This window comes from Pseudomonas sp. MIACH (genome assembly GCF_001269925.1).
Taxonomy (GTDB): domain Bacteria; phylum Pseudomonadota; class Gammaproteobacteria; order Pseudomonadales; family Pseudomonadaceae; genus Aquipseudomonas.
In genome coordinates, this window is the sequence record NZ_LHVO01000053.1 from 126,020 (window position 1) to 147,472 (window position 21,453).

Annotated in this window: 23 protein-coding genes, 1 tRNA gene and 1 pseudogene; 9 read left to right on the top strand and 16 right to left on the bottom strand. The window is 55.0% G+C overall.

Annotation, left to right across the window (positions count from 1 at the left end; translation table 11 throughout):
* Window positions 1-155 precede the first annotated feature (155 nt).
* The gene (locus AD670_RS21010; protein WP_053136773.1) at window positions 156-755 is read right to left on the bottom strand and encodes a recombinase family protein; all 600 of its coding nucleotides are present in this window, start codon (window positions 753-755) and stop codon (window positions 156-158) included.
* A 298-nt stretch (window positions 756-1,053) separates the two neighbouring features.
* Between AD670_RS21010 and AD670_RS31510 the strand changes: the two genes are divergently transcribed.
* Entirely contained in the window at window positions 1,054-2,346 is a 1,293-nt protein-coding gene (locus AD670_RS31510) for an HAD family hydrolase (protein ID WP_156338288.1), read from the top strand.
* 233 nt (window positions 2,347-2,579) lie between these two features.
* Window positions 2,580-3,566, top strand: a complete 987-nt coding sequence (locus tag AD670_RS21020; RefSeq protein WP_050513959.1) for a DNA-processing protein DprA — start codon at window positions 2,580-2,582, stop codon at window positions 3,564-3,566.
* Between the two features lie 29 nt (window positions 3,567-3,595).
* Here the strand turns inward: AD670_RS21020 and AD670_RS21025 are convergent, their stop codons facing one another.
* A complete protein-coding gene (locus tag AD670_RS21025; RefSeq protein ID WP_053136780.1) occupies window positions 3,596-3,805 on the bottom strand; it encodes a hypothetical protein in 210 nt (69 codons plus the stop codon).
* 104 nt (window positions 3,806-3,909) lie between these two features.
* Window positions 3,910-4,185: a helix-turn-helix domain-containing protein gene (locus AD670_RS21030; protein ID WP_047541478.1), complete on the bottom strand. Its 276-nt coding sequence runs from the start codon at window positions 4,183-4,185 to the stop codon at window positions 3,910-3,912.
* Between the two features lie 125 nt (window positions 4,186-4,310).
* Between AD670_RS21030 and AD670_RS21035 the strand changes: the two genes are divergently transcribed.
* The 3 genes and pseudogenes from AD670_RS21035 to AD670_RS32025 form a co-directional block, all read left to right on the top strand.
* Window positions 4,311-4,532 (top strand): hypothetical protein, encoded by a 222-nt coding sequence (locus AD670_RS21035; RefSeq protein ID WP_053136783.1) that lies wholly within the window; start codon window positions 4,311-4,313, stop codon window positions 4,530-4,532.
* Window positions 4,533-4,551: 19 nt separating this feature from the next.
* Window positions 4,552-4,830: a hypothetical protein gene (locus AD670_RS21040; RefSeq protein ID WP_053136786.1), complete on the top strand. Its 279-nt coding sequence runs from the start codon at window positions 4,552-4,554 to the stop codon at window positions 4,828-4,830.
* Window positions 4,831-5,375: 545 nt separating this feature from the next.
* Window positions 5,376-5,657, top strand: a pseudogene (locus AD670_RS32025) (TonB family protein); the annotation flags it as partial.
* Between the two features lie 1,185 nt (window positions 5,658-6,842).
* Here the strand turns inward: AD670_RS32025 and AD670_RS21050 are convergent.
* The 5 genes from AD670_RS21050 to dapA form a co-directional block, all read right to left on the bottom strand.
* Window positions 6,843-6,932, bottom strand: a tRNA-Ser gene (locus tag AD670_RS21050).
* A gap of 83 nt (window positions 6,933-7,015) precedes the next feature.
* Window positions 7,016-7,729: a phosphoribosylaminoimidazolesuccinocarboxamide synthase gene (gene purC, locus AD670_RS21055; RefSeq protein ID WP_027604309.1), complete on the bottom strand. Its 714-nt coding sequence runs from the start codon at window positions 7,727-7,729 to the stop codon at window positions 7,016-7,018.
* A 27-nt stretch (window positions 7,730-7,756) separates the two neighbouring features.
* Window positions 7,757-8,515, bottom strand: coding sequence for an MBL fold metallo-hydrolase (locus AD670_RS21060; protein ID WP_027604310.1), 759 nt, complete (start codon window positions 8,513-8,515; stop codon window positions 7,757-7,759).
* A 4-nt stretch (window positions 8,516-8,519) separates the two neighbouring features.
* Window positions 8,520-9,635, bottom strand: a complete 1,116-nt coding sequence (gene bamC, locus AD670_RS21065; protein ID WP_053136792.1) for an outer membrane protein assembly factor BamC — start codon at window positions 9,633-9,635, stop codon at window positions 8,520-8,522.
* Window positions 9,636-9,652: 17 nt separating this feature from the next.
* On the bottom strand, window positions 9,653-10,531 hold the full coding sequence (gene dapA / locus AD670_RS21070; RefSeq protein ID WP_053136795.1) for a 4-hydroxy-tetrahydrodipicolinate synthase: 879 nt from the start codon (window positions 10,529-10,531) through the stop codon (window positions 9,653-9,655).
* A gap of 273 nt (window positions 10,532-10,804) precedes the next feature.
* On the opposite strand from dapA, the gene AD670_RS21075 reads away from it, so the two are divergent.
* Together AD670_RS21075 and AD670_RS21080 are read left to right on the top strand one after the other, a co-directional pair.
* Window positions 10,805-11,365, top strand: coding sequence for a glycine cleavage system protein R (locus tag AD670_RS21075; RefSeq protein WP_003172487.1), 561 nt, complete (start codon window positions 10,805-10,807; stop codon window positions 11,363-11,365).
* 12 nt (window positions 11,366-11,377) lie between these two features.
* Window positions 11,378-11,851, top strand: coding sequence for a peroxiredoxin (locus AD670_RS21080; RefSeq protein WP_053136798.1), 474 nt, complete (start codon window positions 11,378-11,380; stop codon window positions 11,849-11,851).
* A 60-nt stretch (window positions 11,852-11,911) separates the two neighbouring features.
* On the opposite strand, the gene AD670_RS21085 is transcribed toward AD670_RS21080, so the two are convergent.
* Both AD670_RS21085 and AD670_RS21090 read right to left on the bottom strand, forming a co-directional pair.
* Entirely contained in the window at window positions 11,912-12,982 is a 1,071-nt protein-coding gene (locus AD670_RS21085) for an AI-2E family transporter (protein ID WP_053136801.1), read from the bottom strand.
* Between the two features lie 31 nt (window positions 12,983-13,013).
* Window positions 13,014-13,253: a sulfurtransferase TusA family protein gene (locus AD670_RS21090; protein WP_010212198.1), complete on the bottom strand. Its 240-nt coding sequence runs from the start codon at window positions 13,251-13,253 to the stop codon at window positions 13,014-13,016.
* Between the two features lie 95 nt (window positions 13,254-13,348).
* Here AD670_RS21090 and AD670_RS21095 point away from each other — a divergent pair, with 95 nt between their 5' ends.
* Entirely contained in the window at window positions 13,349-14,782 is a 1,434-nt protein-coding gene (locus tag AD670_RS21095; RefSeq protein ID WP_053136804.1) for a M48 family metalloprotease, read from the top strand.
* A 67-nt stretch (window positions 14,783-14,849) separates the two neighbouring features.
* On the opposite strand, the gene AD670_RS21100 is transcribed toward AD670_RS21095, so the two are convergent.
* The 4 genes from AD670_RS21100 to rpoE all read right to left on the bottom strand — a co-directional run bounded on the left by AD670_RS21100 (window position 14,850) and on the right by rpoE (window position 18,702).
* Window positions 14,850-16,286 carry a DegQ family serine endoprotease gene (locus AD670_RS21100; RefSeq protein ID WP_053136807.1) on the bottom strand — a complete coding sequence of 479 codons (1,437 nt, stop codon included), beginning with the start codon at window positions 16,284-16,286 and terminating at the stop codon, window positions 14,850-14,852.
* A 226-nt stretch (window positions 16,287-16,512) separates the two neighbouring features.
* Window positions 16,513-17,484, bottom strand: coding sequence for a MucB/RseB C-terminal domain-containing protein (locus tag AD670_RS31120; RefSeq protein WP_082341024.1), 972 nt, complete (start codon window positions 17,482-17,484; stop codon window positions 16,513-16,515).
* 16 nt (window positions 17,485-17,500) lie between these two features.
* A complete protein-coding gene (locus AD670_RS21115) occupies window positions 17,501-18,088 on the bottom strand; it encodes a sigma-E factor negative regulatory protein (protein ID WP_053136817.1) in 588 nt (195 codons plus the stop codon).
* Between the two features lie 32 nt (window positions 18,089-18,120).
* Window positions 18,121-18,702: an RNA polymerase sigma factor RpoE gene (gene rpoE / locus AD670_RS21120; RefSeq protein ID WP_003172477.1), complete on the bottom strand. Its 582-nt coding sequence runs from the start codon at window positions 18,700-18,702 to the stop codon at window positions 18,121-18,123.
* A 463-nt stretch (window positions 18,703-19,165) separates the two neighbouring features.
* On the opposite strand from rpoE, the gene nadB reads away from it, so the two are divergent.
* Window positions 19,166-20,782: an L-aspartate oxidase gene (nadB, locus tag AD670_RS21125; RefSeq protein ID WP_053136820.1), complete on the top strand. Its 1,617-nt coding sequence runs from the start codon at window positions 19,166-19,168 to the stop codon at window positions 20,780-20,782.
* On the opposite strand, the gene AD670_RS21130 is transcribed toward nadB, so the two are convergent.
* Together AD670_RS21130 and AD670_RS21135 are read right to left on the bottom strand one after the other, a co-directional pair.
* A complete protein-coding gene (locus tag AD670_RS21130; RefSeq protein WP_053136822.1) occupies window positions 20,751-21,197 on the bottom strand; it encodes a protein YgfX in 447 nt (148 codons plus the stop codon). The two genes, nadB and AD670_RS21130, sit on opposite strands and share 32 nt — an antisense overlap.
* Complete coding sequence (locus tag AD670_RS21135; protein ID WP_027604321.1) at window positions 21,181-21,435, bottom strand: succinate dehydrogenase assembly factor 2; 255 nt, start codon at window positions 21,433-21,435, stop codon at window positions 21,181-21,183. The genes AD670_RS21130 and AD670_RS21135 overlap by 17 nt, the downstream gene beginning before the upstream one ends.
* Window positions 21,436-21,453: the final 18 nt, after the last annotated feature.

Below are 21,453 nucleotides of genomic sequence, written 5' to 3' on the forward strand. Positions count from 1 at the left end.
CGATGGAATGCATAAAGCGTAATTACTTAGCTTTATTCGCTTCACGCAAGGCCACAACACACTATTTATGCGTGCGTTTACAACATACCTGCACAACGTCATACAATTCAGCTAAAACAACCCACGGATATCGCTATTGCTTGACGCAATATAGATCAAGATGACAAACGTGTATCAGGAAAAACGTTTGTGGCATTCCAGTGACGTTTCACAGTGGCAATGCCGATGCCTAATTCTGCTGATACCTGGGTTTGAATGTAGCCCTTGGCCTTCAAACGCTGGACGTCAATCGTCGTTTTCACAGCCACAGGACGACCAAGCTGCTTTCCTTCAGCCTTGGCTCGCATCAACCCCTGCTGCGTGCGCTCTATCAGCAGGTCACGTTCAAACTCAGCTACGGCGCTCAAAACCTGCATTGTCATCTTGCCTGCCGGACTGGTGAGGTCTACGCCGCCTAAAGCTAGGCAATGTACGCGAATTCCAATTCCAGCTAGATGTTCAACAGTCTGACGCACATCCATTGCGTTTCGGCCCAAACGGTCCAGCTTGGTCACAATCAGTACGTCACCTGATTCCATCCGATCTAATAGCTTTTGAAACCCTTGGCGTTCACTGGCGGCGATGCTGCCCGATATGACTTCCTCTATTACCCGGCTTGCCTGTACGTCGAATCCGGCTGCTTTCACTTCTTGCACTTGGTTTGCAGTGAACTGAGTGGATGTTGAAACACGGCAGTATAGAAATGTGCGGGACATGGGTTGCGCTCACGTATCATTAAACGTGGCATCACTGTAAATTGGTATCAATAGATATGCAAGGCTATTTTATTGATACGTTCATGACGGCTAATTTCGCGTATCACCAAACGGTCGTTTGATGGTACTGATTTCCGTTGGTGACGATTCGACAAAAAATCCTGACTTCAGAAATAACCGGAAAAGGTTTGACAAGAGTACTTTCAAAGAAACGGTTTGTGATGCTAATGTGATGGCCACCCCTTGATGAAAGCAGAAAAAGGGGCAAAGGACAGATTTCATAACAGGGAGAGCATCAATGTTAATTGTAGTTTTTGATCTTGATTTCACGTTAGCCAATACTGAAGATTGCCAGCCATATTTAACTAGCCAAGTGGGCAGGGACCTCGTTGTTTCACACCTACGACAAGGACTAGTTCGAGCTAGATCATACGGGGCTGACATCGTAGCCGCCTTTAACGACTTGCGGAACCACCCGGAACTTCGTGGCATCGTAGTTTCAGACTCACCTAAAGCATACTGCCTAGAAGTACTCAATCAATGTGGCTATTCGGTAAACCCAAATTTGGTTTTTGGCGCACAGGGAAAGCCCCTCGTTGACTTTGAAGTGATAAGTGAGTCTGTATCCGAGGAGCTCAATATCGATGAAGATGAACTTGAATATATAGTCGTAGGCGATAGCCCAAAAGATATCTATTTTGCTCACTCCATCGAAGTTCCTTCCATATTTGCAACGTGGGGAACCCGTCATACCCTCAATGCAGCCAACAAAAGCAGACCAACATCTGTAGTTAATAACTTAGCAGAGCTTCGTAGTTCCGTCAGTCGTTGCCGTGAAGGAGCTTTAAACTATCAGCCATATGATTTTAGCCAGAATTACCTAACGTTTCACGCAGACGAAGTAGAAGAGAATGAGTTCGACGTAGATGACATTGGTTTTGGGCAAGAATATGTTCCGCACCATACAAACTATCGAAACAACAATGACAATGACAAATTTGCATCCAGAAACTTAAATTGGGTAGTAAAAAAAGCTAAAAACTATCCTCGAAGGCACCACACATCAAATACCCCTATGCAGATGTACGGTCAAAACGGCGTGTTTGAAACTCAAACGCTAATGCGACAATCAGGTCATTTCAAAAGAGATTTTCTTCGGTGGTGCGATAGCCAAGAAATCTATGGTCGCATTCTACTGATACCAGTCCCCGCATCCGTTCCACAAGAGTGTAACTTAAGTTATCCAATAGAAATTATTTGCACTTGGTGGGCTGGATGGATCAGTTCAGAACGGGCAAATATGAATATCAGCGTTCATGATGTTTTTGAGAGATTTTGGCCAAGACAACCGTCACATCTATCGGAAGGTCGCCGCGAAATGTACGAACAGTTTGAAACACTGGGGATACATATAAATCAGACCTCATTGATAGCCGCTGACTACATAATTATTATCGACGATGTCGTAACGTCAGGAGCTCATATGAGTGCAATTGCATCTCTTTTGCGGACAGCAGGAATGGTTGCAGAACAAACCGAAGTAAAAGCATATGCCTTGTTCAAAACAGTACATCCAGAGAATCAGTTTTAGACTCAGCACTCAAAATCTCTGGCTTTCTGATAAAGCCCAGAATGCGATGCATATAATAATTTATGTTATAGCGGCATATATCGGGATCACAATCAAAACGTCAGGATTTTATTTTACACGAAAACAGTATACAGTAGGCAGTCATACTGGCGGCCCCACCCGAAGGCCGTGCGCTTCTCTAAATCAGAGTTGCTATAACAGCTAAACATACTGACAAAGGTGATTTCAGTTCTATGATAGCAATCTCCACCAAAACGGAAAAGATGCTTGCCTTGTCAATGCTGAAAGGAGTGGGCCCAGCAACCCTACACCAAGTCGCGGCGTTACCGAATTTCCTACTTGAGGATATTGATTGGATAGCAAAAAAATCGCCGAAGATACAGAAGTCTCTAGAACTGCCTAGTGCCTGGAATACTGCCCAGGCCCAAGCTTGCTTTCAAATATCAGAAGCGCAACGCTCGGATACACGCATCATTAGCGTTTTGGATGAAGACTATCCTGAACTGTTAAGATTAACTAAAGATGCACCTTATATAATCTATGTTAAGGGCAACCTCCATACCGTCCCACGCAAATCCGTCGCGATTATAGGTACGCGCCAACCGACAAAACATGGAGTTATGATCGCTGATAGAGTAACCAAGTTTTTCGCCGAAAATGGATGGAGTATTGTAAGCGGCTTAGCTTTGGGATGTGACGCCGTTGCGCATCGGAGTGCATTGGCCAATGGTGGGCACACCATCGCAGTTTTAGCTCATGGATTAGATACTGTATCACCTAGCAGTCACAAGCAGCTCACGTTGGAGATTCTTGAAGCCGGTGGCGCCTTGGTGAGTGAGTATGGCTTTGGTAGCTCCGCTATACCATCAAATTTTGTAAAGCGTGATCGAACCCAAGCAGGTCTTGCACAAGGAGTGGTTATGATTCAATCCGATGTAAAGGGCGGTAGTCTTCACGCATCACGAGCTGCGCTTCAATATGGACGCTGGTTAGCCGTTCCCTACCCAACTGATCAAGACAGAGAAGCAGCAGAAGCTAAAATACAGGCCAATATGTTGTTTGCATCCACTAGCGTTTCTGATAAGAAAAACCTACTTAAGTGCGAAACTCAAGACCTGGAGCGGCTTCATGTTTTCTTTGGCAGGGCTGATTATCCAAAGATGCTAGACTATGGAGACGGCGCTGCGCTAACCCATAACGATACCGGTAAAATGTTATAATCACGTCAACGACATCTAAAGCTCTCAGTTCACGTACGCAGCAATTTTATTACACCCATAATGCCTTCAGCGTTAGTATCAAGAACCTCAAGCGCCCCCACAGCACTTGCCGCCACATCAGTTGAACCCCGCTCATGAATCCATTTAGCAAGCTCCTCAATTGCGGCTCCTATGCCATTCTGGTTGATCATCAAAAGTTCTAAAGCATTCGCTATGGCTTCATCTTGATCAGACACCATATCAGACCTCTAAGAAATACAACGGTTTGATCGAGAACACCCACATACTGATTAAAGCTCCTCATGATGAGATCGTTACCTGCCATCATCAAGTGAAACTGGATCTAGGATAAGGGATCCGCTAATGCAGCATCCATCAATCGCACTCCGGTTGCAAATTCTTGGACAAACTCTACAAGGTCACACCCCAGTACTTGGCAGATATCATAAATTTGGACGATGTCTAACCGACGTATCCCCCGCTCCACATCACTCATGAACGATTGGGGACGACCCAAAGCCTTTGAGCAGTCCTGCTGAGTTAGCCCGGCGTCGATCCGCCGCGCCTTCAACAGAGTCAAAAAGACTTCATATTCATTTCGATAGATAGCTTTCGGCATTTGGCTGTCCGTGGTGAGCAGCCTTACAAGCTATATCTGCTTTCCAGATATCTGATTTTCAGATATTTTGTCGTAGAAATACTCACCGTACTAATTCTGGACGGTGCATCAACGAGGAAATGGATATGAAAATCCACATTGCATTATTTATTGCAACGCTAAGCATGCCGATAGCCAGTATTGCCGGTATCTGTTCATTGGAATTCAGATACGTTTCCAGCTTCCGGCAAGCGCTGGGTGTTGGCGTCCTGGTGGGCTCTGTGATGCTGCTGGTGGCCTTTACCTTGTTCCTGGCAGGGGTGCCCTCGACTTTGCGGCGTTTGCGCGCACCGATCAATACCAACTGATTTTCAAGGACGAATAGCAATGCGAAAACCGGGGGTTGAACAGTACACAGTCATTACGCCGAAATTAAAAAGCAGGACAGCCGCAGTCGGATTGAATGTGCTGCTTCCTGGGGCTGGCTACCTGTACATGGGCCGTTGGTTCGCGGGTATTTTCGGTGGGGCGTTGATTCTGGCAATTCTAATGCGCAGTTCTCAAGAACATTTTTTTGGGGTTTGGATAGTTTCAAATCTAATTATGGCCATTGACATGTTCCTGTTGAGTTCAGACCGCCAATACAAACGAAAGGATTTTCAATGAAGCTTCCATTGGTAGTGCTTTTATCCACAATGGCATCTGTTACCTATGGTGCTGGACTTGATTCCGCAGCATGGGATCAATTCAACACGCGCATGCATGAAATGTTTGAAACGACAGGTTGGGATTTTCGGCAAGCTGTTGACACCACGCAGATAACAAAAGATTTACAATCCAATCAGGCAAGGGCACAAATTAAATATAGCAGGCCCGGCATCTATCACGGGCGTATCAGTAAGATCATGATGGATGATCAGGGAGCTTTCTTCATAATTGATCAAGGGAAAAATACTGCTGTAACAGTATTTATGTCCGGGTATCAGGCTTGGCCTTGGAAGGTTTCTGGGGGAAAATCGGAAATCAAAGGAATTCAAAGCCTCAATGAATTCGCTTCCAATTTTGACGCGGGTCAGGAGCTTTACTTCCAGTGCCGAAGGGTTGAATTTGGGATCGGGATATATCTAAGAAGCTGCTTAGTGTTTCCACCTAGTGTTGCGACATCGCGCTATGCGCCTGAATTGATCAATGAAATTGATATGGGGGCGCACTTTGACGAACTGATAAAAGCTCGTTCCGCTGAAGGCTGGACACGACCACCATCAGCAAGGAAGGGGATGGTAGTTGAACTGGAAATCGGTATGACACCAGACGGTACCGTTAAATCGGTCACCATAGCCAAAACCAGCGGTGATGAACCGTTTGATACTTCAGCAGTGGCCGCAGTCAAAAACATTGGACGATTGACCGAAATGCAAGAAATGAAACCATCGGATACCAACCAATATCAATCATTCAGGATGAAATTCACACCAGAAGATTTGGCATTATGAAATTATTGTCTTCAAAACTGTAAACAACAGTTCTACCCAACAAATATCTTATCTGACTACCCATTAATTAAGTTATTAATAGAACATACTAGATCAGCCCTACGGGCATCGCCTGCGGCGATCTAGTATATTTTCTTTTAATCTTATAGAACCCTTACTGAAGAAAGTTCCGGACGGATTTTCCCTATCTAGGAAAAATCCACCCAAGGGAGTCTGAAGAACGTCCCCGGCACGGCCCATACTAGACTTGCATACAACAAGTATTCACTTGAAATTTAGCTCGCGCGGGTAACCCGATGCACGATTAATGTCTGTTTTCGCTTCGCAGCAGCTACGGTATCCAATTGAGTCCAGTATGACGAAATTCAATCGAATCGATGGTTGCATCTTTTTCTGCAGAGCCATCATCCTGTCATGGTCCATTTTCATTGTTCTAGTTTGGCGACAGCGGTTGCAGACCCTTCCGATTATGACTTCCCGGAAAAACCTATTCTTGCAACATTATCGCACGGCCATCTACACCCAACGTTCTTGACGTCTCTTAGAAATTGATACCGTTCGAATTTATGGTCGATTATGGTTTCGACCTGTGCACCTATTCTACTCCCCGCCAGCTGCCAGATTAAACATTGGCGGAAGATACAGTTCAGGAACACATATGTATTTATGTCGATCGAATACCAAAATCGAAGAAATTTCGAAAATATTTTCAACATTCGACGCACTGATACCAAATCGAACCTAGGGCGCCCACAGCCCCGCTAAAGGCACATCAAAGATAGCTGACACCATCCCTACAAGCACTACCTTATCGTCGCTCAAAACGCACCCAGGCACCTTACAGAAGAAGAACTAGGACGGACGCTGAATCAACCAATTTTCACGCTTAATCAGTGCCGTATTAATCGCGCAGTTAAACCATGCAGTAACTGGCAAACATGGACTGTTTGAAAAACACAGATGGTTTGTAAAAAATACTGCACACCCCGTCAATCAAATCGTTCTGACCCGTCTACACATAGGGGTCATAGAAGCATCCTGCCCCTTCTTAATGGGCATGCCGTCGGGTACGTGATTTTTGGTACAGCGGGAGGGGAATCTAAGGTTGTTTTACGTACAAAATCTACGTACAACCAAAAAACAAAAAGCCCCTGAAACTATCGATTTCAGGGGCTTTCATTTGTATGGCGGAGAGATAGGGATTCGAACCCTAGGTACCGGTGAAGGTACAACGGATTTCGAATCCGTCCCATTCGGCCACTCTGGCATCTCTCCAACGGCGCGCATCATAACAGCATGATTCGTGGAAGCAAAGCGCAGAAGCGATTTTTTTCCGTGCTATCAGATGCTTGCGTCGATTAAAGCGGTACGCCGAGACGCTTGGCGACTTCTTCGTAGGCTTCGATCACATCACCGAGGCCTTGGCGGAAGCGGTCTTTGTCCATCTTCTTCTTGGTGTCCTTGTCCCACAGGCGGCAGCCGTCCGGGCTGAACTCGTCGCCCAGGACGATGGAGCCGTCGTGGAACACGCCGAATTCCAGCTTGAAGTCCACCAGCAGCAGGCCTGCGTCGTCGAACAGCTTGCTCAGCACGTCGTTGACCTTGAGGGACAACTCCTTCATACGCGCCAGTTGCTCGGCGGTGCCCCAGCCGAATGCCACGACGTGGGATTCGTTGATGAACGGGTCGCCCTTGGCGTCGTCCTTCAGGAACAGCTCGAACGTGTAAGGGTTGAGCTTGAGGCCCTCTTCCACGCCCAGGCGCTTGACCAGGCTGCCGGCGGCGTAGTTACGCACGACGCACTCGACGGGGATCATGTCCAGCTTCTTCACCAGGCACTCGTTGTCGCCCAGCAGTTTGTCGAATTGGGTCGGGATACCCGCCGCTTCGAGTTTCTGCATGATGAAGGCGTTGAACTTGTTGTTCACCATGCCTTTGCGATCAAGCTGTTCGATGCGCTTGCCGTCGAACGCCGAGGTGTCGTTGCGAAACAGCAGGATCAGGCGGTTGGCGTCATCGGTCTTGTAAACCGACTTGGCTTTGCCGCGGTAGAGTTCTTCACGTTTTTCCATGATGGGCTCCGCTTTGAGTGAGGTGGGCTAGGCGATGTGTCGCCAGTCGAGCCCTGAATCTTGATCGGCCAGTTGCAGCCAGTCCGGGTCGCACCCGAGGGTGTCGACAAAACATTGCCGGGCAAGCGTCGGCAGGTTGTTCTTGCTGCTCAAGTGGGCCAGGACCAAGTGTTGCAGGTCTTGCCAGCCCAACTCATACACCAGGTACGCCGCCTGATGGTTGTTCAAATGTCCCAGTTCGCCGCCCACCCGCTGCTTGAGAAAGTAGGGGTAATGACCGCGAGCCAGCAGGTCTCGGCAGTGGTTGGACTCGATCATCAAGGCATCGAGGTTCCGGTAACCGTCCAGTACCTTGGCGCAATAGGAGCCCAGGTCGGTGAGCACGCCGAAGCGTCGCTCTCCGTCACTGAATACATACTGCGTCGGTTCCTGGGCGTCGTGCGCCACGGCAATCACATCGATACTCAGGGCACCGATCTGCAGTTGCTCGCCACCGGCCAGGAAACCTGCGGGTTCAATGGGTTTGCGCATCCCGCGCAGTGTGCCGCGACTGAGGTACACCGGAAGATTGTAGCGCCGAGACAGCAAACCCACGCCATGCACGTGGTCGGCATGTTCGTGGGTCACCAGAATCGCGCTCAGCTGCGAGGGGTGAACCCCCAGGCGCAGCAGGCGCCGCTCGGTTTCTTTTAACGAGAAACCACAATCCACCAGTACGTACGTGTCGTCATGGGCGACCAGCGTGCCGTTCCCTTGGCTACCGCTACCGAGAACAGCAAAACGCATCGGATCAGCCCAGGTTGTCCTGAATCACGCCCAACACTTTGCGCGCTGTTTCAGCTGGCGCAACGGTGTTGATGTTCTTCTCGACGGTGACTTGCACAGCCTCGCCAACCTTGCTCAAACGAACCTGATAACGCTCGGCGCGAGTCTCGATTTCTTCCTTGCTCGGCTTGCTGCCGAACAATTTGCCGAAGAAACCAGGCTCTTCATCTTTGCGCTCGGCCTTTTCAGCCACGTTGATGTAGTACAGGCCCAGGCTGCGGTTGATGTCTTCAACACGCCACGGGCCTTGCTCCAACGCACGACCGACACTGGCCCAGGCACGGTCCAGGTCTTCACCCAGGTTCAGCACCACGTTGCCGCTGCCGTCTTCGGTGAGGCTGACGCGGCTCGGGGTGTCGTAATCACGTGCGGCGAGCAGGGAGACGGAACCGCCCTTCTCGGAGATACGGCTCATGCTGGCCAGCATCTCGTCGACCAATGCCGAGTCAACACCGGTGTTGACCGAGCGGTTGGTGAAGTCGACGTTGGCGGTGCTGCCGGCAGGACGCTCGGCGCTGACCACATAGACTTCACTGGTGTTGCGCTGCACGCCTGGCTCGATGCGCACACGCACACGGGCTTCGCTGTCGGCAGCTACACCACCGGCCTGCAGGCGCTTGGCCATGGTGGCGGACAGTTCACTGCCCTGCTGCCATGCCGTGGTGAACTCACCGGTCTGCGGGCGCTGCTCGTCGATGCGGAAACCGTTGTCCTGGAAGAACTGCACCGCTACCGGCCAGACTTCGGCAGGTGGGCGCTGCGCCACGATCCAACGCGAATCACCGCTCTTCTGCAGGCTGTAATCGCTGGCATCCGCCACGGCCGAGATCGGCTGTGGACGTGGCACTACGTATTCACCTTTGGTGGTGTCGTCGGCAACGTTGCGTGGAATCGGCAGCAACGGGTCAAGACGCTTGGCGACGTTGACGTCCGGCGGCAGTTGCATCGGTTTGGTTGCTTGTGCTTCCAGGTAATCGCTGCCGCGGTCACGGAAGTAGCCTTCCGGGCCCCAGATCCAACCGCAGCCACTGGTGCTGGAGATAATCAAGGCAAGTGCGGAAAGTCCGGCCAATCGCTTCATGCGTAGTGCTTCCTCAATTAAACCAGGACGCCGGACTGGCGCAGGGCCTGTCGCAGCGGTTCGTGAAAGGCTTCGCTGAGGCGGGTGAGCGGCAGACGGATACCGTCCGGCATCAGGCCCATCTCGAACAGTGCCCACTTCACGGGAATAGGGTTGGATTCGATAAACAGTGTCTTGTTGAGCGGCATCAGCTTCTCGTGGATCGCACGGGCGGTCACGGCGTCGCCGGCGATGGCGGCAGCGCACAGGTCGCTCATGGCGCGCGGGGCGACGTTGGCGGTCACGGAGATATTGCCCTTGCCGCCCAACAGCATCAGCTCGACTGCGGTGGCGTCGTCACCGGAATACAGCAGGAAGTCGCTGCTCACGCCGGCCAGGATGTCCTTGGCACGCTGCAGGTCGCCGGTGGCTTCCTTGATGCCGATGATGTTCGGCACGGTGGACAGGCGGATCACGGTCTCGGCCTTCATGTCGCACGCGGTACGACCGGGCACGTTATAGAGGATTTGCGGGATGTCGACGGCTTCGGCAATGGTGCGGAAGTGCTGGTACAGGCCTTCCTGGGTCGGCTTGTTGTAGTACGGGGTGACCAGCAGGCAAGCGTCGGCGCCAGCTTTCTTGGCGTTTTTGGTCAGCTCGATGGCTTCGCGCGTCGAGTTGGCGCCCGTGCCGGCGATCACGGCGATACGCCCCGCGACACGCTTGACCACGAACTCGATCACCTGGATGTGTTCTTCCACATCGAGGGTGGCCGATTCACCAGTGGTGCCGACCGCCACGATGGCGTTGGTGCCTTCTTGCAGGTGGAAGTCCACCAGTTTGCCCAGGCTGTCCCAGTCGAGATGACCTTGTGCATCCATGGGTGTGACCAGTGCCACCATACTGCCCGCAATCATGCAACCGCTCCTGCCGGAAAAAGAGAGCCGTAATGGTACTGGCGCCAAGATGCTTGTACAAGCGAAGTACCGCCTGAGGATGCGTTCTGGCGCAACTAAACGACAGGCAATGCCATCATCGGGCCAAAGCACCGCTCGCAGGAGGGTGAAATCAAGCCGTTCACGTAATGAAAACGCCCCCTCCTATCCCTTGGCGACGCTTTTCGCTACCCTTCATGCTTTGATCGATACAGCCCTCACAGTATCGACCGCTCATCGTTTTAGGAAGGCTGCATGTCCACCCCCACAGTTCGCGAACAATTCCTTGTTATCAGTGCCCTCGGCGCCAACCCCATGGAGCTGACCAACGTCCTGTGCCGCGCCAGCCATGAAAACCGCTGTGCCGTGGTGACCTCCCGCCTGACCCGCCACGGCGAGTGCAGTGCGCTGGTCTTGCAGATTTCCGGCACCTGGGATGCCCTGGCGCGCCTGGAAACCGGCCTGCCGGGCCTGGCCAAGAAGCACGATTTCACCGTCAACGTGGTGCGCAGCGCGGCGCTGGAAAATCGCCCGCAGGCGCTTCCTTATGTGGCGTATGTCAGCTCGGCCTACCGCTCGGACATCGTCAATGAGCTGTGCCAGTTCTTCATCGACCACAACGTCGAACTCGAGAACCTGACCTGCGACACCTACCAGGCCCCGCAAACCGGCGGCACCATGCTCAACGCGACGTTCACCGTGACCTTGCCGGCCGGCGTGCAGATCAGTTGGCTGCGCGACCAGTTCCTGGATTTCGCCGATGCCCTGAACCTCGACGCGTTGATCGAGCCGTGGCGCCCACAGAACCCAATGTAAGGAAGTTTTTTCATGGCGGTAGTCATCGACAAACCCGTAGCCGATTTCGAAGCCCAGGCCACCAGTGGCCAGACCTTCAGCCTTGCCGCCCTCAAGGGCAAGCAAGTAGTGATCTACTTCTACCCGAAGGACAGCACCCCGGGCTGCACCACCGAAGGCCAGGGTTTCCGTGACCAGTACGCCGCATTCAAGGCCGCCAACACCGAAGTGTTTGGCGTGTCGCGCGACAGCGTGAAGTCCCACGAGAACTTCAAGGGCAAGCAGGAATTCCCGTTCGAGCTGATCAGCGACAAGGACGAGGCGGTTTGCCAGCTGTTTGATGTGATCAAGTTGAAGAAGCTGTACGGCAAGGAATACCTGGGCGTGGATCGCAGCACCTTCCTGATCGACAAGGACGGTGTGCTGCGCCAGGAATGGCGCGGCGTGAAAGTGCCAGGGCATGTGGATGCCGTTCTGGCCGCAGCCCAGGTATTGAACAAGGCCTGATCTGTAGCGCGAGCCATTGTGGTGCGGGACACACGCCCTCACCACAATTCTCTCCTGCCGTTACAACAACGGCGCCACCACCGGCTCCTGCCGCGGCCACGCATCCAGTACGGCCTTGAACAGCGTCGCCAGGGGAATCGCAAAGAACACCCCCCAGAATCCCCACAGTCCACCAAACAACAACACTGCGCAGATAATCGCCACAGGGTGCAGGTTGACCGCCTCCGAGAACAGCAGCGGCACCAGCACGTTGCCATCCAGGGTCTGGATGATGCCGTAGACCGCCATCAGGTAGATGAACTGGTCGCTCCAGCCCCACTGGAACAAGGCGATCAAGGTCACCGGCACCGTCACCACCACAGCGCCGACATACGGCACCACCACCGAAATACCTACCAGCAGTGCCAGCAAGGCGGCGTAATTGAGGTCCAGCGCGATAAACGCGATGTAGGTGACGCCGCCACAGATAATGATCTCTATGACTTTGCCACGAATGTAGTTGGCGATCTGCCGGTTCATTTCCTCGGCCACCCGGGTGATCAACGCCCGTTCGCGCGGCAGATAACCGCGCACCCAGCGCCCGATCATGGCGCGGTCCTTGAGGAAGAAGAACACCAGGATCGGGACGAGCACCAGGTAGATCATGATGTTGACCAGCAGCGGCAGGCTGGACAGGGAAAAGGTCAGCGCCCATTGCCCGAACTTGCCGATCTCACCGCGCGCCACTTCTATGGCCTGCAACACCTGCTCGTCCGAGACCAGGTGCGGGTAGCGCTCCGGCAACAGCAGCAACAGCGACTGCCACTTGGCGAGCATGCCCGGCAACTCGTTGAACAACGTGATCAGTTGGTGCCACAGCAGCGGTAACACCACCACGATAAACACCACCAGCAGCCCCATGAACAAGGCGAATACCAGGCCCACTGCCGCGCCGCCCGGCAAGCGTAAACGCTCCAGAGTGGTGACCAGGCCCTGCATCAGGTAAGCCAGCACCATCCCCGCCAGTACCGGCGCCAGCATGCCACCCAAGGTGAGTACGGCCGTAAAGGCCAGAAACAGCAGGACCGCCAGCACCACGGCTTCTTCATCGGAGAAGTAGCGCTGGATCCAGTCTCGTAACACTTTGAACATCAATCAACCTCGGGCGGTAGGGGCAAACGGTTCAGGCCTTGCGCAACCAGTAACGGTACACACCGGCGGCGTCTTCTTCATGCAACAGGGTATGGCCGGCCAGCTTGGCGAAGGTACGGAAATCACGCTGGGAACCTGCGTCGGTGGCGATCACCTTGAGCACTGCACCACTGGCCAATCGATTGAGCTCCAGCTTGGCCTTGAGCAGAGGCAGCGGGCAATTGAGGCCGCTGGCGTCGAGTTCGGCATCAAAGGCTACAGCGTCGGTCATGGTTTTACTCCGGACAAGCATTCGGGGTGCTTAGAATATCTGGTCCGAAGCTCAGTGTCCGGCTACAGTAAGCTCTTTGTCGAAAGGCTCTGTGCATGACTTTTTTGCGCCCTACCCTGCTGACGCTGGCTTGCCTGCTGGCCTCCCCAGGCTTCGCTGACGACCTGCCGTCACTTGGCGACGCCAGTTCTGCCATTGTCTCGCCACAACAGGAATATCAGTTGGGCCGTGCCTGGCTGGCCTATCTGCGGGGCCAGGTCTCGCAACTGAACGACCCGCAGCTCAAGGACTATGTGGAAACCAGCGTGTACAAGCTGGTGGAGACCAGTCAGGTGAATGACCGGCGCCTGGAGTTCATCCTGATCAACAGCCCGCAACTGAACGCCTTTGCTGCGCCAGGCGGTATCGTCGGCGTGAACGGCGGCCTGTTTCTCAATGCCCAGACCGAAGGGGAATATGCGTCGGTACTGGCCCACGAATTGGCTCACTTGTCCCAACGTCACTTCGCCCGTGGTGTTGAGGCGCAGCAGCGCATGCAGATCCCAATGATGGCCGCCCTGCTCGGCGGCATCATTGCCGCCGCCGCCGGTGCCGGGGATGCCGGGATTGCTGCGATTGCCGGCACCCAGGCGGCGGCCATCCAGGAACAACGACGGTTCTCTCGGCAGAATGAACAGGAAGCGGACCGTATCGGCATCGTCAACCTGGAGAAAGCCGGCTACGACCCGCGTTCCATGCCGACCATGTTCGAACGCCTGATGCGTCAGTACCGCTTCGACGCAAAGCCGCCGGAATTCCTGCTGACGCACCCGGTGACCGAATCGCGTATCGCCGACACCCGCAACCGCGCGGAACAAGCCAAGGCCGGCGGCAAGGAAGACAGCCTGCGCTACCAGCTGATTCGCGCACGGGTACAACTGCAATACGAAGACACGTCAGGACTGGCCGCCAAGCGGTTCCAGGCGCAACTGGACGAGAATCCGAAAAACGATGTGGCGCGCTATGGCCTGGCTATCGCCCAGATCAAAGCCTCCCAGTTCAAGCAGGCACGGGAAAGCCTGCAACCCTTGCTGGCCAAGGAGCCCAACGACATCACCTACAACCTGGCGCAAATCCAACTGGACATCGACAACAACCGCTTGCCCGATGCCCAGCAACGCACAGATCGGATGCTGACCCAATATCCTGGCAACTATCCGCTGAATCAGATTCGGGTAGATCTGCTGCTTAAGCAGAACCGCACTGCCGATGCGGAAAAAGCCCTGGATGGCTTACTCAAGTCGCGCCCTGACGATCCGGACGTATGGTATCAGGTCGCCGAGACGCGAGGCTTGTCGGGCAATATCATCGGTTTGCATCAGGCTCGTGCCGAATACTTTGCATTGGTGGGCGACTTCCAGCAGGCCATCCAGCAATTGGATTTTGCCAAACGTCGTGCCGGCAGCAATTTCCCGCTGTCGTCACGTATCGATGCACGTCAGCGTGAGCTGATCGAACAGGAACGCCTGGTTAAAGGCATGATGAGCTAAACCCATCGCCCACAAAAAAGCCCCGCACTCGTAAAACGAAGGCGGGGCTTTTTATTGGCCGGGAGGGTTACTCGGCCAGTTTGAAGGTAATGAAGCTGGCACGCCCTTGACGAAGCACACGCATCGATACCGAGCGGTTCTTCGGCAGTGCCTTGGCGATGTCGGTGAACTGCTTGGTGGTGTCAATCGCCTGGTTATTCAGGTGAGTGATCACGTCGCCAGGCTGCAGGCCGATCAAGGCTGCGGGGCCGTCCTGCACTTCCTTGATCACCACGCCGCTTTTGAGGTCGAAGCTTTTCTTCTGCTCATCGGTCAGCTCGGCCACGGCAATACCCAAGCGGTTACTGCTGCGCTCGGCGCCCGGCTTGGTGCTACCCAGGGCGTCCAGAGTCGCACCTTCTTCAGGAATGGCACCTACCGTCAGTTCAACGTTCTGGCGCTTGCCATCACGAATCACTTCCAGCTTGGCCTTGCTGCCGGCCTTGAGGGCGCCGACCAGGTGTGGCAAGTCTGCCGACATGACGATCGGCTGGCCGTTCATGCTCAGGATCACGTCGCCGACTTGCAGGCCACCTTTGGCAGCCGGGCCATCGTCCTGGATTTGCGCGACCAGGGCACCGGCCGGCTTGTCGAGGCCAAAGGATTCAGCCAGGTCCTTGTTCACTTCCTGGATCACCACGCCCAACCAGCCACGACTGACCTTGCCACCGCTTTTCAGCTGATTGGAAACATCCATGGCTACGTCGATCGGGATAGCGAACGAAACGCCCATGAAACCACCGGAACGGGTGTAGATCTGCGAGTTGATCCCCACCACTTCGCCCGCCAGGTTGAACAAAGGACCACCGGAGTTACCCGGATTGATCGGCACGTCGGTCTGGATGAACGGCACGTAGTTCTCGTTCGGCAGGCTGCGCCCAATGGCACTGACGATGCCCTGGGTGACGGTATGGTCAAAACCAAACGGCGAGCCGATCGCTACTACCCACTGACCAGCCTTCAGGTCCTGGGACTTGCCCAGCTTCAGCACCGGCAGGTCTTTGCCCTCGATCTTCAGCAAGGCCACATCGGAACGCGGGTCCGTGCCTACCAATTTGGCTTTCAGCTCACTGCGATCGGCCAGGCGCACGAGGATCTCATCGGCGTCGGCAATCACATGGTTATTGGTGAGGATGTAGCCATCTGGCGAGATGATGAAGCCCGAACCCAGGGACTGCGCTTCACGCTGGCCACCGCCGCCACGCGGGGTACGGGGCTGTGGCATACCACGTTCGAAGAACTCGCGCAGCATCGGCGGCAGGCCTTCCAGGTCGGGCATTTGCTGGTTGGAGACTTTGCGATCCGGCAGCTTCTGGGTGGTACTGATGTTCACCACGGCAGGCGAGGCTTGCTCAACCAATTGGGTGAAGTCAGGCAACTCGACCGCTTGCGCGGACACGGCCTGACCCAGCACCAAAACCGTGGCGACTATGGATAGGTAAGACTTCAAGCGTGGTATCGACATACAGCTCCCGTTACGACGAGCAGGGTTGAGCGACAGGGTTCAAGAAACGCCGAAAACTGCGACCGGCATTTTTGTTCCGCGAACAAAACAAGGCCAGAGCCGACAAGCCCTGACCTATAAAAAACATGGGAGATTTTTGCAAGTGAAAATGCTGATCCAGACATTTCATGCTCTCGGCAGCCAACCTGGCATGGGCTTAGAGTGAAAGGTCAGGATGAACATAGGATTAACGGCTCACTGCGGGGGCGACCGGTTTTTTCTCGCCACGCACCGACAACGCGATGCGTTCGGCGGTGCCGATAGGGATTTCGCCCACAACCGTCACCATCATTTCTCCATCCACCGTATTCAGGCGGCGAGATACTGCGACGGTAGGCCCCAATTGAGTGCGAGTCTCGGTCACGCTCACATCGCTGATCGGCTCAAGAAACACCGAGAAGCGCGCCAGCCCATCTTCATACATCAGGCTGTCGACCGTGGTTTTGGTATGGGGGTCCTGGCGGGCGCTGCTATTGGTCAGCTGAAAGCCCGGCGGTAACCACTCCAGGTGCCATGTCTCGGTGGCCTTCACGTCCGCCGCCCTGGTATCGCTGGCGGCGATAGACGTGCATTCGCTGCTGGGCTGCAAGTCGCGATCATTCGGCGCGGTGGAGGTATCCAATCGAGTGAACTGAAAGCGTTCCAGCAACTGTCCTTGATCGTTCAGCAACAAGGACTTGAGCGGCAGCGCGGTTTCACGATCAAGATGCAGTTCAAAACCGTAGCGGTATTGATCGCGCGGGGTGATCGACACGATTACCGCATTACGACCGGCCACGCGGGATTTGCCGATAACGGCCAGTTCGTAGAATTGATTGAGTTTTTCAGGATCAAGCGCGCGCGAGGGTGCATCACGCGAATTACCAAGACCGGCGACAAGAGCGCCGCTGACGCATTGAGTACGACCATCTACACGGACGACTTCCTGGGCAGAACCATCAAGCTGCAAGAGCCGCTCACGGACCTGACCATTCTGGACGCGATGCCAGATGTCATGGGTAGAAAAATTGCCATTACGTTCGTAGACAAACGTACCTTGAAAACTTTGCTGCTGCTCTGCACGCCCAAGTCGAGTTAGCCAGTCTTGCGCTTCATCGGCATGGGCGGGGAGTGCAAACCAACCACTGAGCAGAATCGTAAGGAGCGGTATGGCGCGCATAGGGCTCCTTAACGTATTAGCGGTTTTCCAGGCTTGCAGCGCGAGCGTATGGCAGAGCGCTTTCAGTGCCTTTCAAGGCGGATTCCTGTGCGTGTTGGCGCAGGTAGCCTGGAAGACGCTGATCTTGCCAGCCGGATTGCCCTTGCAACACACCGTTAGCCATAGGGCCGGTAGTGTCAGAGCTTTCCTTGTAGCCGGCCAGTACCGCCGGGCCTTTGACTTGCCGGCCGGCCATGACCGGTTGCTGAGTCTGCTGGGCCAGTTCGGCACCAGCGATTTCGTCCTGGTTGTACAGGCGAACACCGGCCAGCACTGCAACAGTTACCGAGGCAGCTACTGCAAGGCGACCGAGGCTACGCCAAGGACCACGAGCAGCCTTTGCCGGAACGGCTTCATCAGCCAGCGCGGCAGAAACAGCCGCAGCAATATCCAGACGAGGGATTAGAAGATCCTTGTGCATCACCGCCCGAGCGACTTGGTAACGAGACCAGGTATCACGGGTTTCGGCATCATCAAATGCATTAAGCACTCGACGAAGTTCCAGTTCATCCGCTTCGTTATCCATCACTGCGGACAGCGATTCCTGCAGGGCATCACGACTCATGGCGGTTCCTCTCTTGGCTGTCGCCGCTGTCTTTAGTTTTCCTGCAACAACGGTTGCAAGGCTTTATCGATGGCTTCCCGGGCCCGGAAAATCCGTGACCTTACAGTCCCCACCGGACACTGCATGACGCTCGCAATGTCTTCATAACTCAGACCATCGAATTCACGTAAAGTTAACGCCGTACGCAAATCTTCTGGCAGTTGCTGAATTGTGCGATGAACGGTGCCTTCGATCTCGTCGCGCAGCAATGCACGCTCCGGCGACTCGAGATCTTTGAGGCCGTGATCACCATCGTAAAATTCTGCATCTTCTGAACTTACATCGCTATCCGGTGGGCGGCGTCCGCGAGACACCAGATAGTTCTTCGCCGTGTTGATGGCGATGCGGTAGAGCCACGTATAAAACGCACTATCACCGCGAAAATTGCCAAGTGCACGGTACGCCTTGATAAAGGCTTCCTGTGCAACGTCCTGCGCTTCATGGGTGTCGTGCACAAACCGCACGATCAACCCGAGAATTTTGTGCTGGTATTTCAGCACTAGCAGATCAAATGCTCGCTTGTCGCCGCGTTGAACGCGCTCGACCAGCTGCTGATCCTCTTCCTGGGTTAGCATGAACACTCCTCGTTGTACTTGAAGGAGGCTTGCATAACTAAACGATCAGGCTTGCAAACATAGACTCGGACTTTTCGCAAAAGTTCTCCCCCTCCAAGCAAGTTTCCGGCATGCACTGATTTGGCACACACGAAAAACGCAGCACGGGTATCGCCGGCTGCGCGAATAATCTTGTCGTCGGTTTTCTGACGCGTCCAATGCTCCCGACGGGCCAATAAACTCAACGTTTTCCCAGCTTTCGGGCAACCTGCTATTGAGTCGAGGCTTATGCAAAAAGTTCCCGCTTCAATAACTGGCTGATTTTACCCGAGCCGCGCACCGTAATCTCACATTGCCACGAATGCCCGGCTATTGTGCCGCTCCCCCCCTCTATATACTAGTGGCCCGTGTGACCCTTTGATTCGCCGATCCAGGCGTCCTGTTTGCGCCAGCCCTTTGGATCGCTTTTTGCGGAATCCTTCAAATGAGCCAACAGTTTCAACACGATGTCCTGGTGATCGGCAGCGGCGCGGCCGGCCTGAGCCTTGCATTGACACTTCCCAGCCACCTGCGCATTGCAGTACTGAGCAAGGGCGACCTGGCCAACGGCTCGACATTCTGGGCCCAAGGCGGTGTCGCCGCCGTGCTGGACGACACCGACACGGTGCAATCCCACGTCGAAGACACCCTCAATGCCGGCGGCGGCCTGTGCGACGAAGACGCCGTGCGCTTCACTGTCGAGCATAGCCGCGAAGCGATCCAATGGCTGATTGACCAGGGCGTGCCCTTCACCCGCGATGAACACGCCGGCAGCGATGACGGCGGCTTCGAGTTCCACCTGACACGCGAAGGCGGCCATAGCCATCGCCGTATCATCCACGCCGCCGACGCCACCGGCGCCGCCATCTTCAAGACCTTGCTCGACCAGGCCCGCCAACGCCCCAACATCGAACTGCTGGAACAACGCGTCGCCGTCGACCTGATCACCGAGAAACGCCTAGGCCTGAATGGCGAGCGCTGCCTCGGCGCCTACGTGCTCAACCGCACCAGCGGTGAAGTCGACACCTACGGCGCGCGCTTCACCATCCTCGCCTCAGGCGGCGCAGCCAAGGTCTACCTCTATACCAGCAACCCCGACGGCGCCTGCGGCGACGGCATCGCCATGGCCTGGCGTTCGGGCTGCCGGGTGGCCAACCTGGAATTCAACCAGTTCCACCCCACCTGCCTGTATCACCCGCAGGCCAAGAGTTTCCTGATCACCGAAGCCCTGCGCGGCGAAGGTGCACACCTTAAGCTACCGAACGGTGAGCGCTTCATGCAGCGCTTCGACCCGCGCGCCGAGCTGGCCCCACGAGATATCGTCGCCCGCGCCATCGACCATGAAATGAAGCGCCTGGGCATCGACTGCGTCTACCTGGACATCAGCCACAAGCCCGAAGCCTTCATCAAGAACCACTTCCCGACCGTCTACGAGCGCTGCCTGGCGTTCAACATCGACATCACCAAAGGCCCGATCCCCGTGGTACCGGCCGCGCACTACACCTGCGGCGGCGTGATGGTCGACCAGCATGGCCGCACCGACGTACCCGGCCTCTATGCGATTGGCGAAACCAGCTTCACCGGCCTGCACGGCGCCAACCGCATGGCCAGCAACTCGCTGCTCGAATGTTTCGTCTACGCCCGCTCGGCCGCTGCGGACATTCTCGAACAACTGCCACGCATTCCCGTACCGGCCGCCCTGCCCCGCTGGGATGCCAGCCAGGTTACCGATTCGGACGAAGACGTGATCATCGCCCACAACTGGGACGAGCTGCGGCGCTTCATGTGGGACTACGTAGGGATCGTGCGCACCAACAAGCGCCTGCAAAGGGCTCAGCACCGGGTGCGCCTGCTGCTGGATGAGATTGATGAGTTCTACAGCAACTATAAGGTCAGCCGCGACCTGATCGAACTGCGTAACCTGGCCCAGGTTGCCGAGCTGATGATCCGCTCGGCCATGGAGCGCAAGGAGAGCCGGGGCCTGCATTACACCCTCGACTACCCGCAGATGCTACCCGAGGCCCGCGACACTATTCTGGTGCCAACCACCTACGGCGGCTGAACTTCAGGCGAACCCGCATGCGCCGGTGCACATCGGCGGCCTGCGCATCCCTCGGCACACAGACCGAACGTACCCACCACTCGCCCTGCACGCGATAGCGCAACACGACAACCAGCGGCAACGCCAGGCTGTCGGGTCGCAGTTGCACGCGATGCCAACCGCGCTCACTGCTGAATAACTGCCAACCCTCTTCATCGCGACGCAGGCCACGAATCGACGAACGGTGAGTCAGCCGGACATGCCGCGGCAACACCCAGGCCGCGTGGGCCAGGCATACCAGCACGCCAAGGAAAGCAAAGGGAACGTCTAGAACCAACAGGGCACCCAGCGCGAAAAGCTGGGCAAGCACATAGGCCGCCAGCAACAGCCGTGAGGCCTGCCAGCGGCATTCGAAACGATTACTTGGGCTGGACACGATCCAGGATCATCCGGACCATGCGCTGCAACTCAGGATCTTCCGACTCGGCCCGCTCCATGAACCAGCCAAACATGTCCTGATCTTCGCAAGTCAGCAGCCTGACGTAGAGATCGCGATCTTCCTTATTGAGCGTCGCGTACACCTCTTTGGTAAAGGGCACCAACAACACATCCAGCTCAAGCATGCCACGACGGCTGTGCCAGTAGAGACGATTGATTTCTACATCTTCGACCATGGAGCGCTCCTCAAATAG

What these genes read in the sequence shown, in the direction of transcription:
- AD670_RS21010 (WP_053136773.1), bottom strand. Translation starts at nt 755, where the DNA reads ATGTCCCGCACATTTCTATACTGCCGTGTTTCAACATCCACTCAGTTC.
- AD670_RS31510 (WP_156338288.1), top strand. Translation starts at nt 1,054, where the DNA reads ATGTTAATTGTAGTTTTTGATCTTGATTTCACGTTAGCCAATACTGAA.
- AD670_RS21020 (WP_050513959.1), top strand. Translation starts at nt 2,580, where the DNA reads ATGATAGCAATCTCCACCAAAACGGAAAAGATGCTTGCCTTGTCAATG.
- AD670_RS21025 (WP_053136780.1), bottom strand. Translation starts at nt 3,805, where the DNA reads ATGGTGTCTGATCAAGATGAAGCCATAGCGAATGCTTTAGAACTTTTG.
- AD670_RS21030 (WP_047541478.1), bottom strand. Translation starts at nt 4,185, where the DNA reads ATGCCGAAAGCTATCTATCGAAATGAATATGAAGTCTTTTTGACTCTG.
- AD670_RS21035 (WP_053136783.1), top strand. Translation starts at nt 4,311, where the DNA reads ATGAAAATCCACATTGCATTATTTATTGCAACGCTAAGCATGCCGATA.
- AD670_RS21040 (WP_053136786.1), top strand. Translation starts at nt 4,552, where the DNA reads ATGCGAAAACCGGGGGTTGAACAGTACACAGTCATTACGCCGAAATTA.
- purC (WP_027604309.1), bottom strand. Translation starts at nt 7,729, where the DNA reads ATGGAAAAACGTGAAGAACTCTACCGCGGCAAAGCCAAGTCGGTTTAC.
- AD670_RS21060 (WP_027604310.1), bottom strand. Translation starts at nt 8,515, where the DNA reads ATGCGTTTTGCTGTTCTCGGTAGCGGTAGCCAAGGGAACGGCACGCTG.
- bamC (WP_053136792.1), bottom strand. Translation starts at nt 9,635, where the DNA reads ATGAAGCGATTGGCCGGACTTTCCGCACTTGCCTTGATTATCTCCAGC.
- dapA (WP_053136795.1), bottom strand. Translation starts at nt 10,531, where the DNA reads ATGATTGCGGGCAGTATGGTGGCACTGGTCACACCCATGGATGCACAA.
- AD670_RS21075 (WP_003172487.1), top strand. Translation starts at nt 10,805, where the DNA reads ATGTCCACCCCCACAGTTCGCGAACAATTCCTTGTTATCAGTGCCCTC.
- AD670_RS21080 (WP_053136798.1), top strand. Translation starts at nt 11,378, where the DNA reads ATGGCGGTAGTCATCGACAAACCCGTAGCCGATTTCGAAGCCCAGGCC.
- AD670_RS21085 (WP_053136801.1), bottom strand. Translation starts at nt 12,982, where the DNA reads ATGTTCAAAGTGTTACGAGACTGGATCCAGCGCTACTTCTCCGATGAA.
- AD670_RS21090 (WP_010212198.1), bottom strand. Translation starts at nt 13,253, where the DNA reads ATGACCGACGCTGTAGCCTTTGATGCCGAACTCGACGCCAGCGGCCTC.
- AD670_RS21095 (WP_053136804.1), top strand. Translation starts at nt 13,349, where the DNA reads ATGACTTTTTTGCGCCCTACCCTGCTGACGCTGGCTTGCCTGCTGGCC.
- AD670_RS21100 (WP_053136807.1), bottom strand. Translation starts at nt 16,286, where the DNA reads ATGTCGATACCACGCTTGAAGTCTTACCTATCCATAGTCGCCACGGTT.
- AD670_RS31120 (WP_082341024.1), bottom strand. Translation starts at nt 17,484, where the DNA reads ATGCGCGCCATACCGCTCCTTACGATTCTGCTCAGTGGTTGGTTTGCA.
- AD670_RS21115 (WP_053136817.1), bottom strand. Translation starts at nt 18,088, where the DNA reads ATGAGTCGTGATGCCCTGCAGGAATCGCTGTCCGCAGTGATGGATAAC.
- rpoE (WP_003172477.1), bottom strand. Translation starts at nt 18,702, where the DNA reads ATGCTAACCCAGGAAGAGGATCAGCAGCTGGTCGAGCGCGTTCAACGC.
- nadB (WP_053136820.1), top strand. Translation starts at nt 19,166, where the DNA reads ATGAGCCAACAGTTTCAACACGATGTCCTGGTGATCGGCAGCGGCGCG.
- AD670_RS21135 (WP_027604321.1), bottom strand. Translation starts at nt 21,435, where the DNA reads ATGGTCGAAGATGTAGAAATCAATCGTCTCTACTGGCACAGCCGTCGT.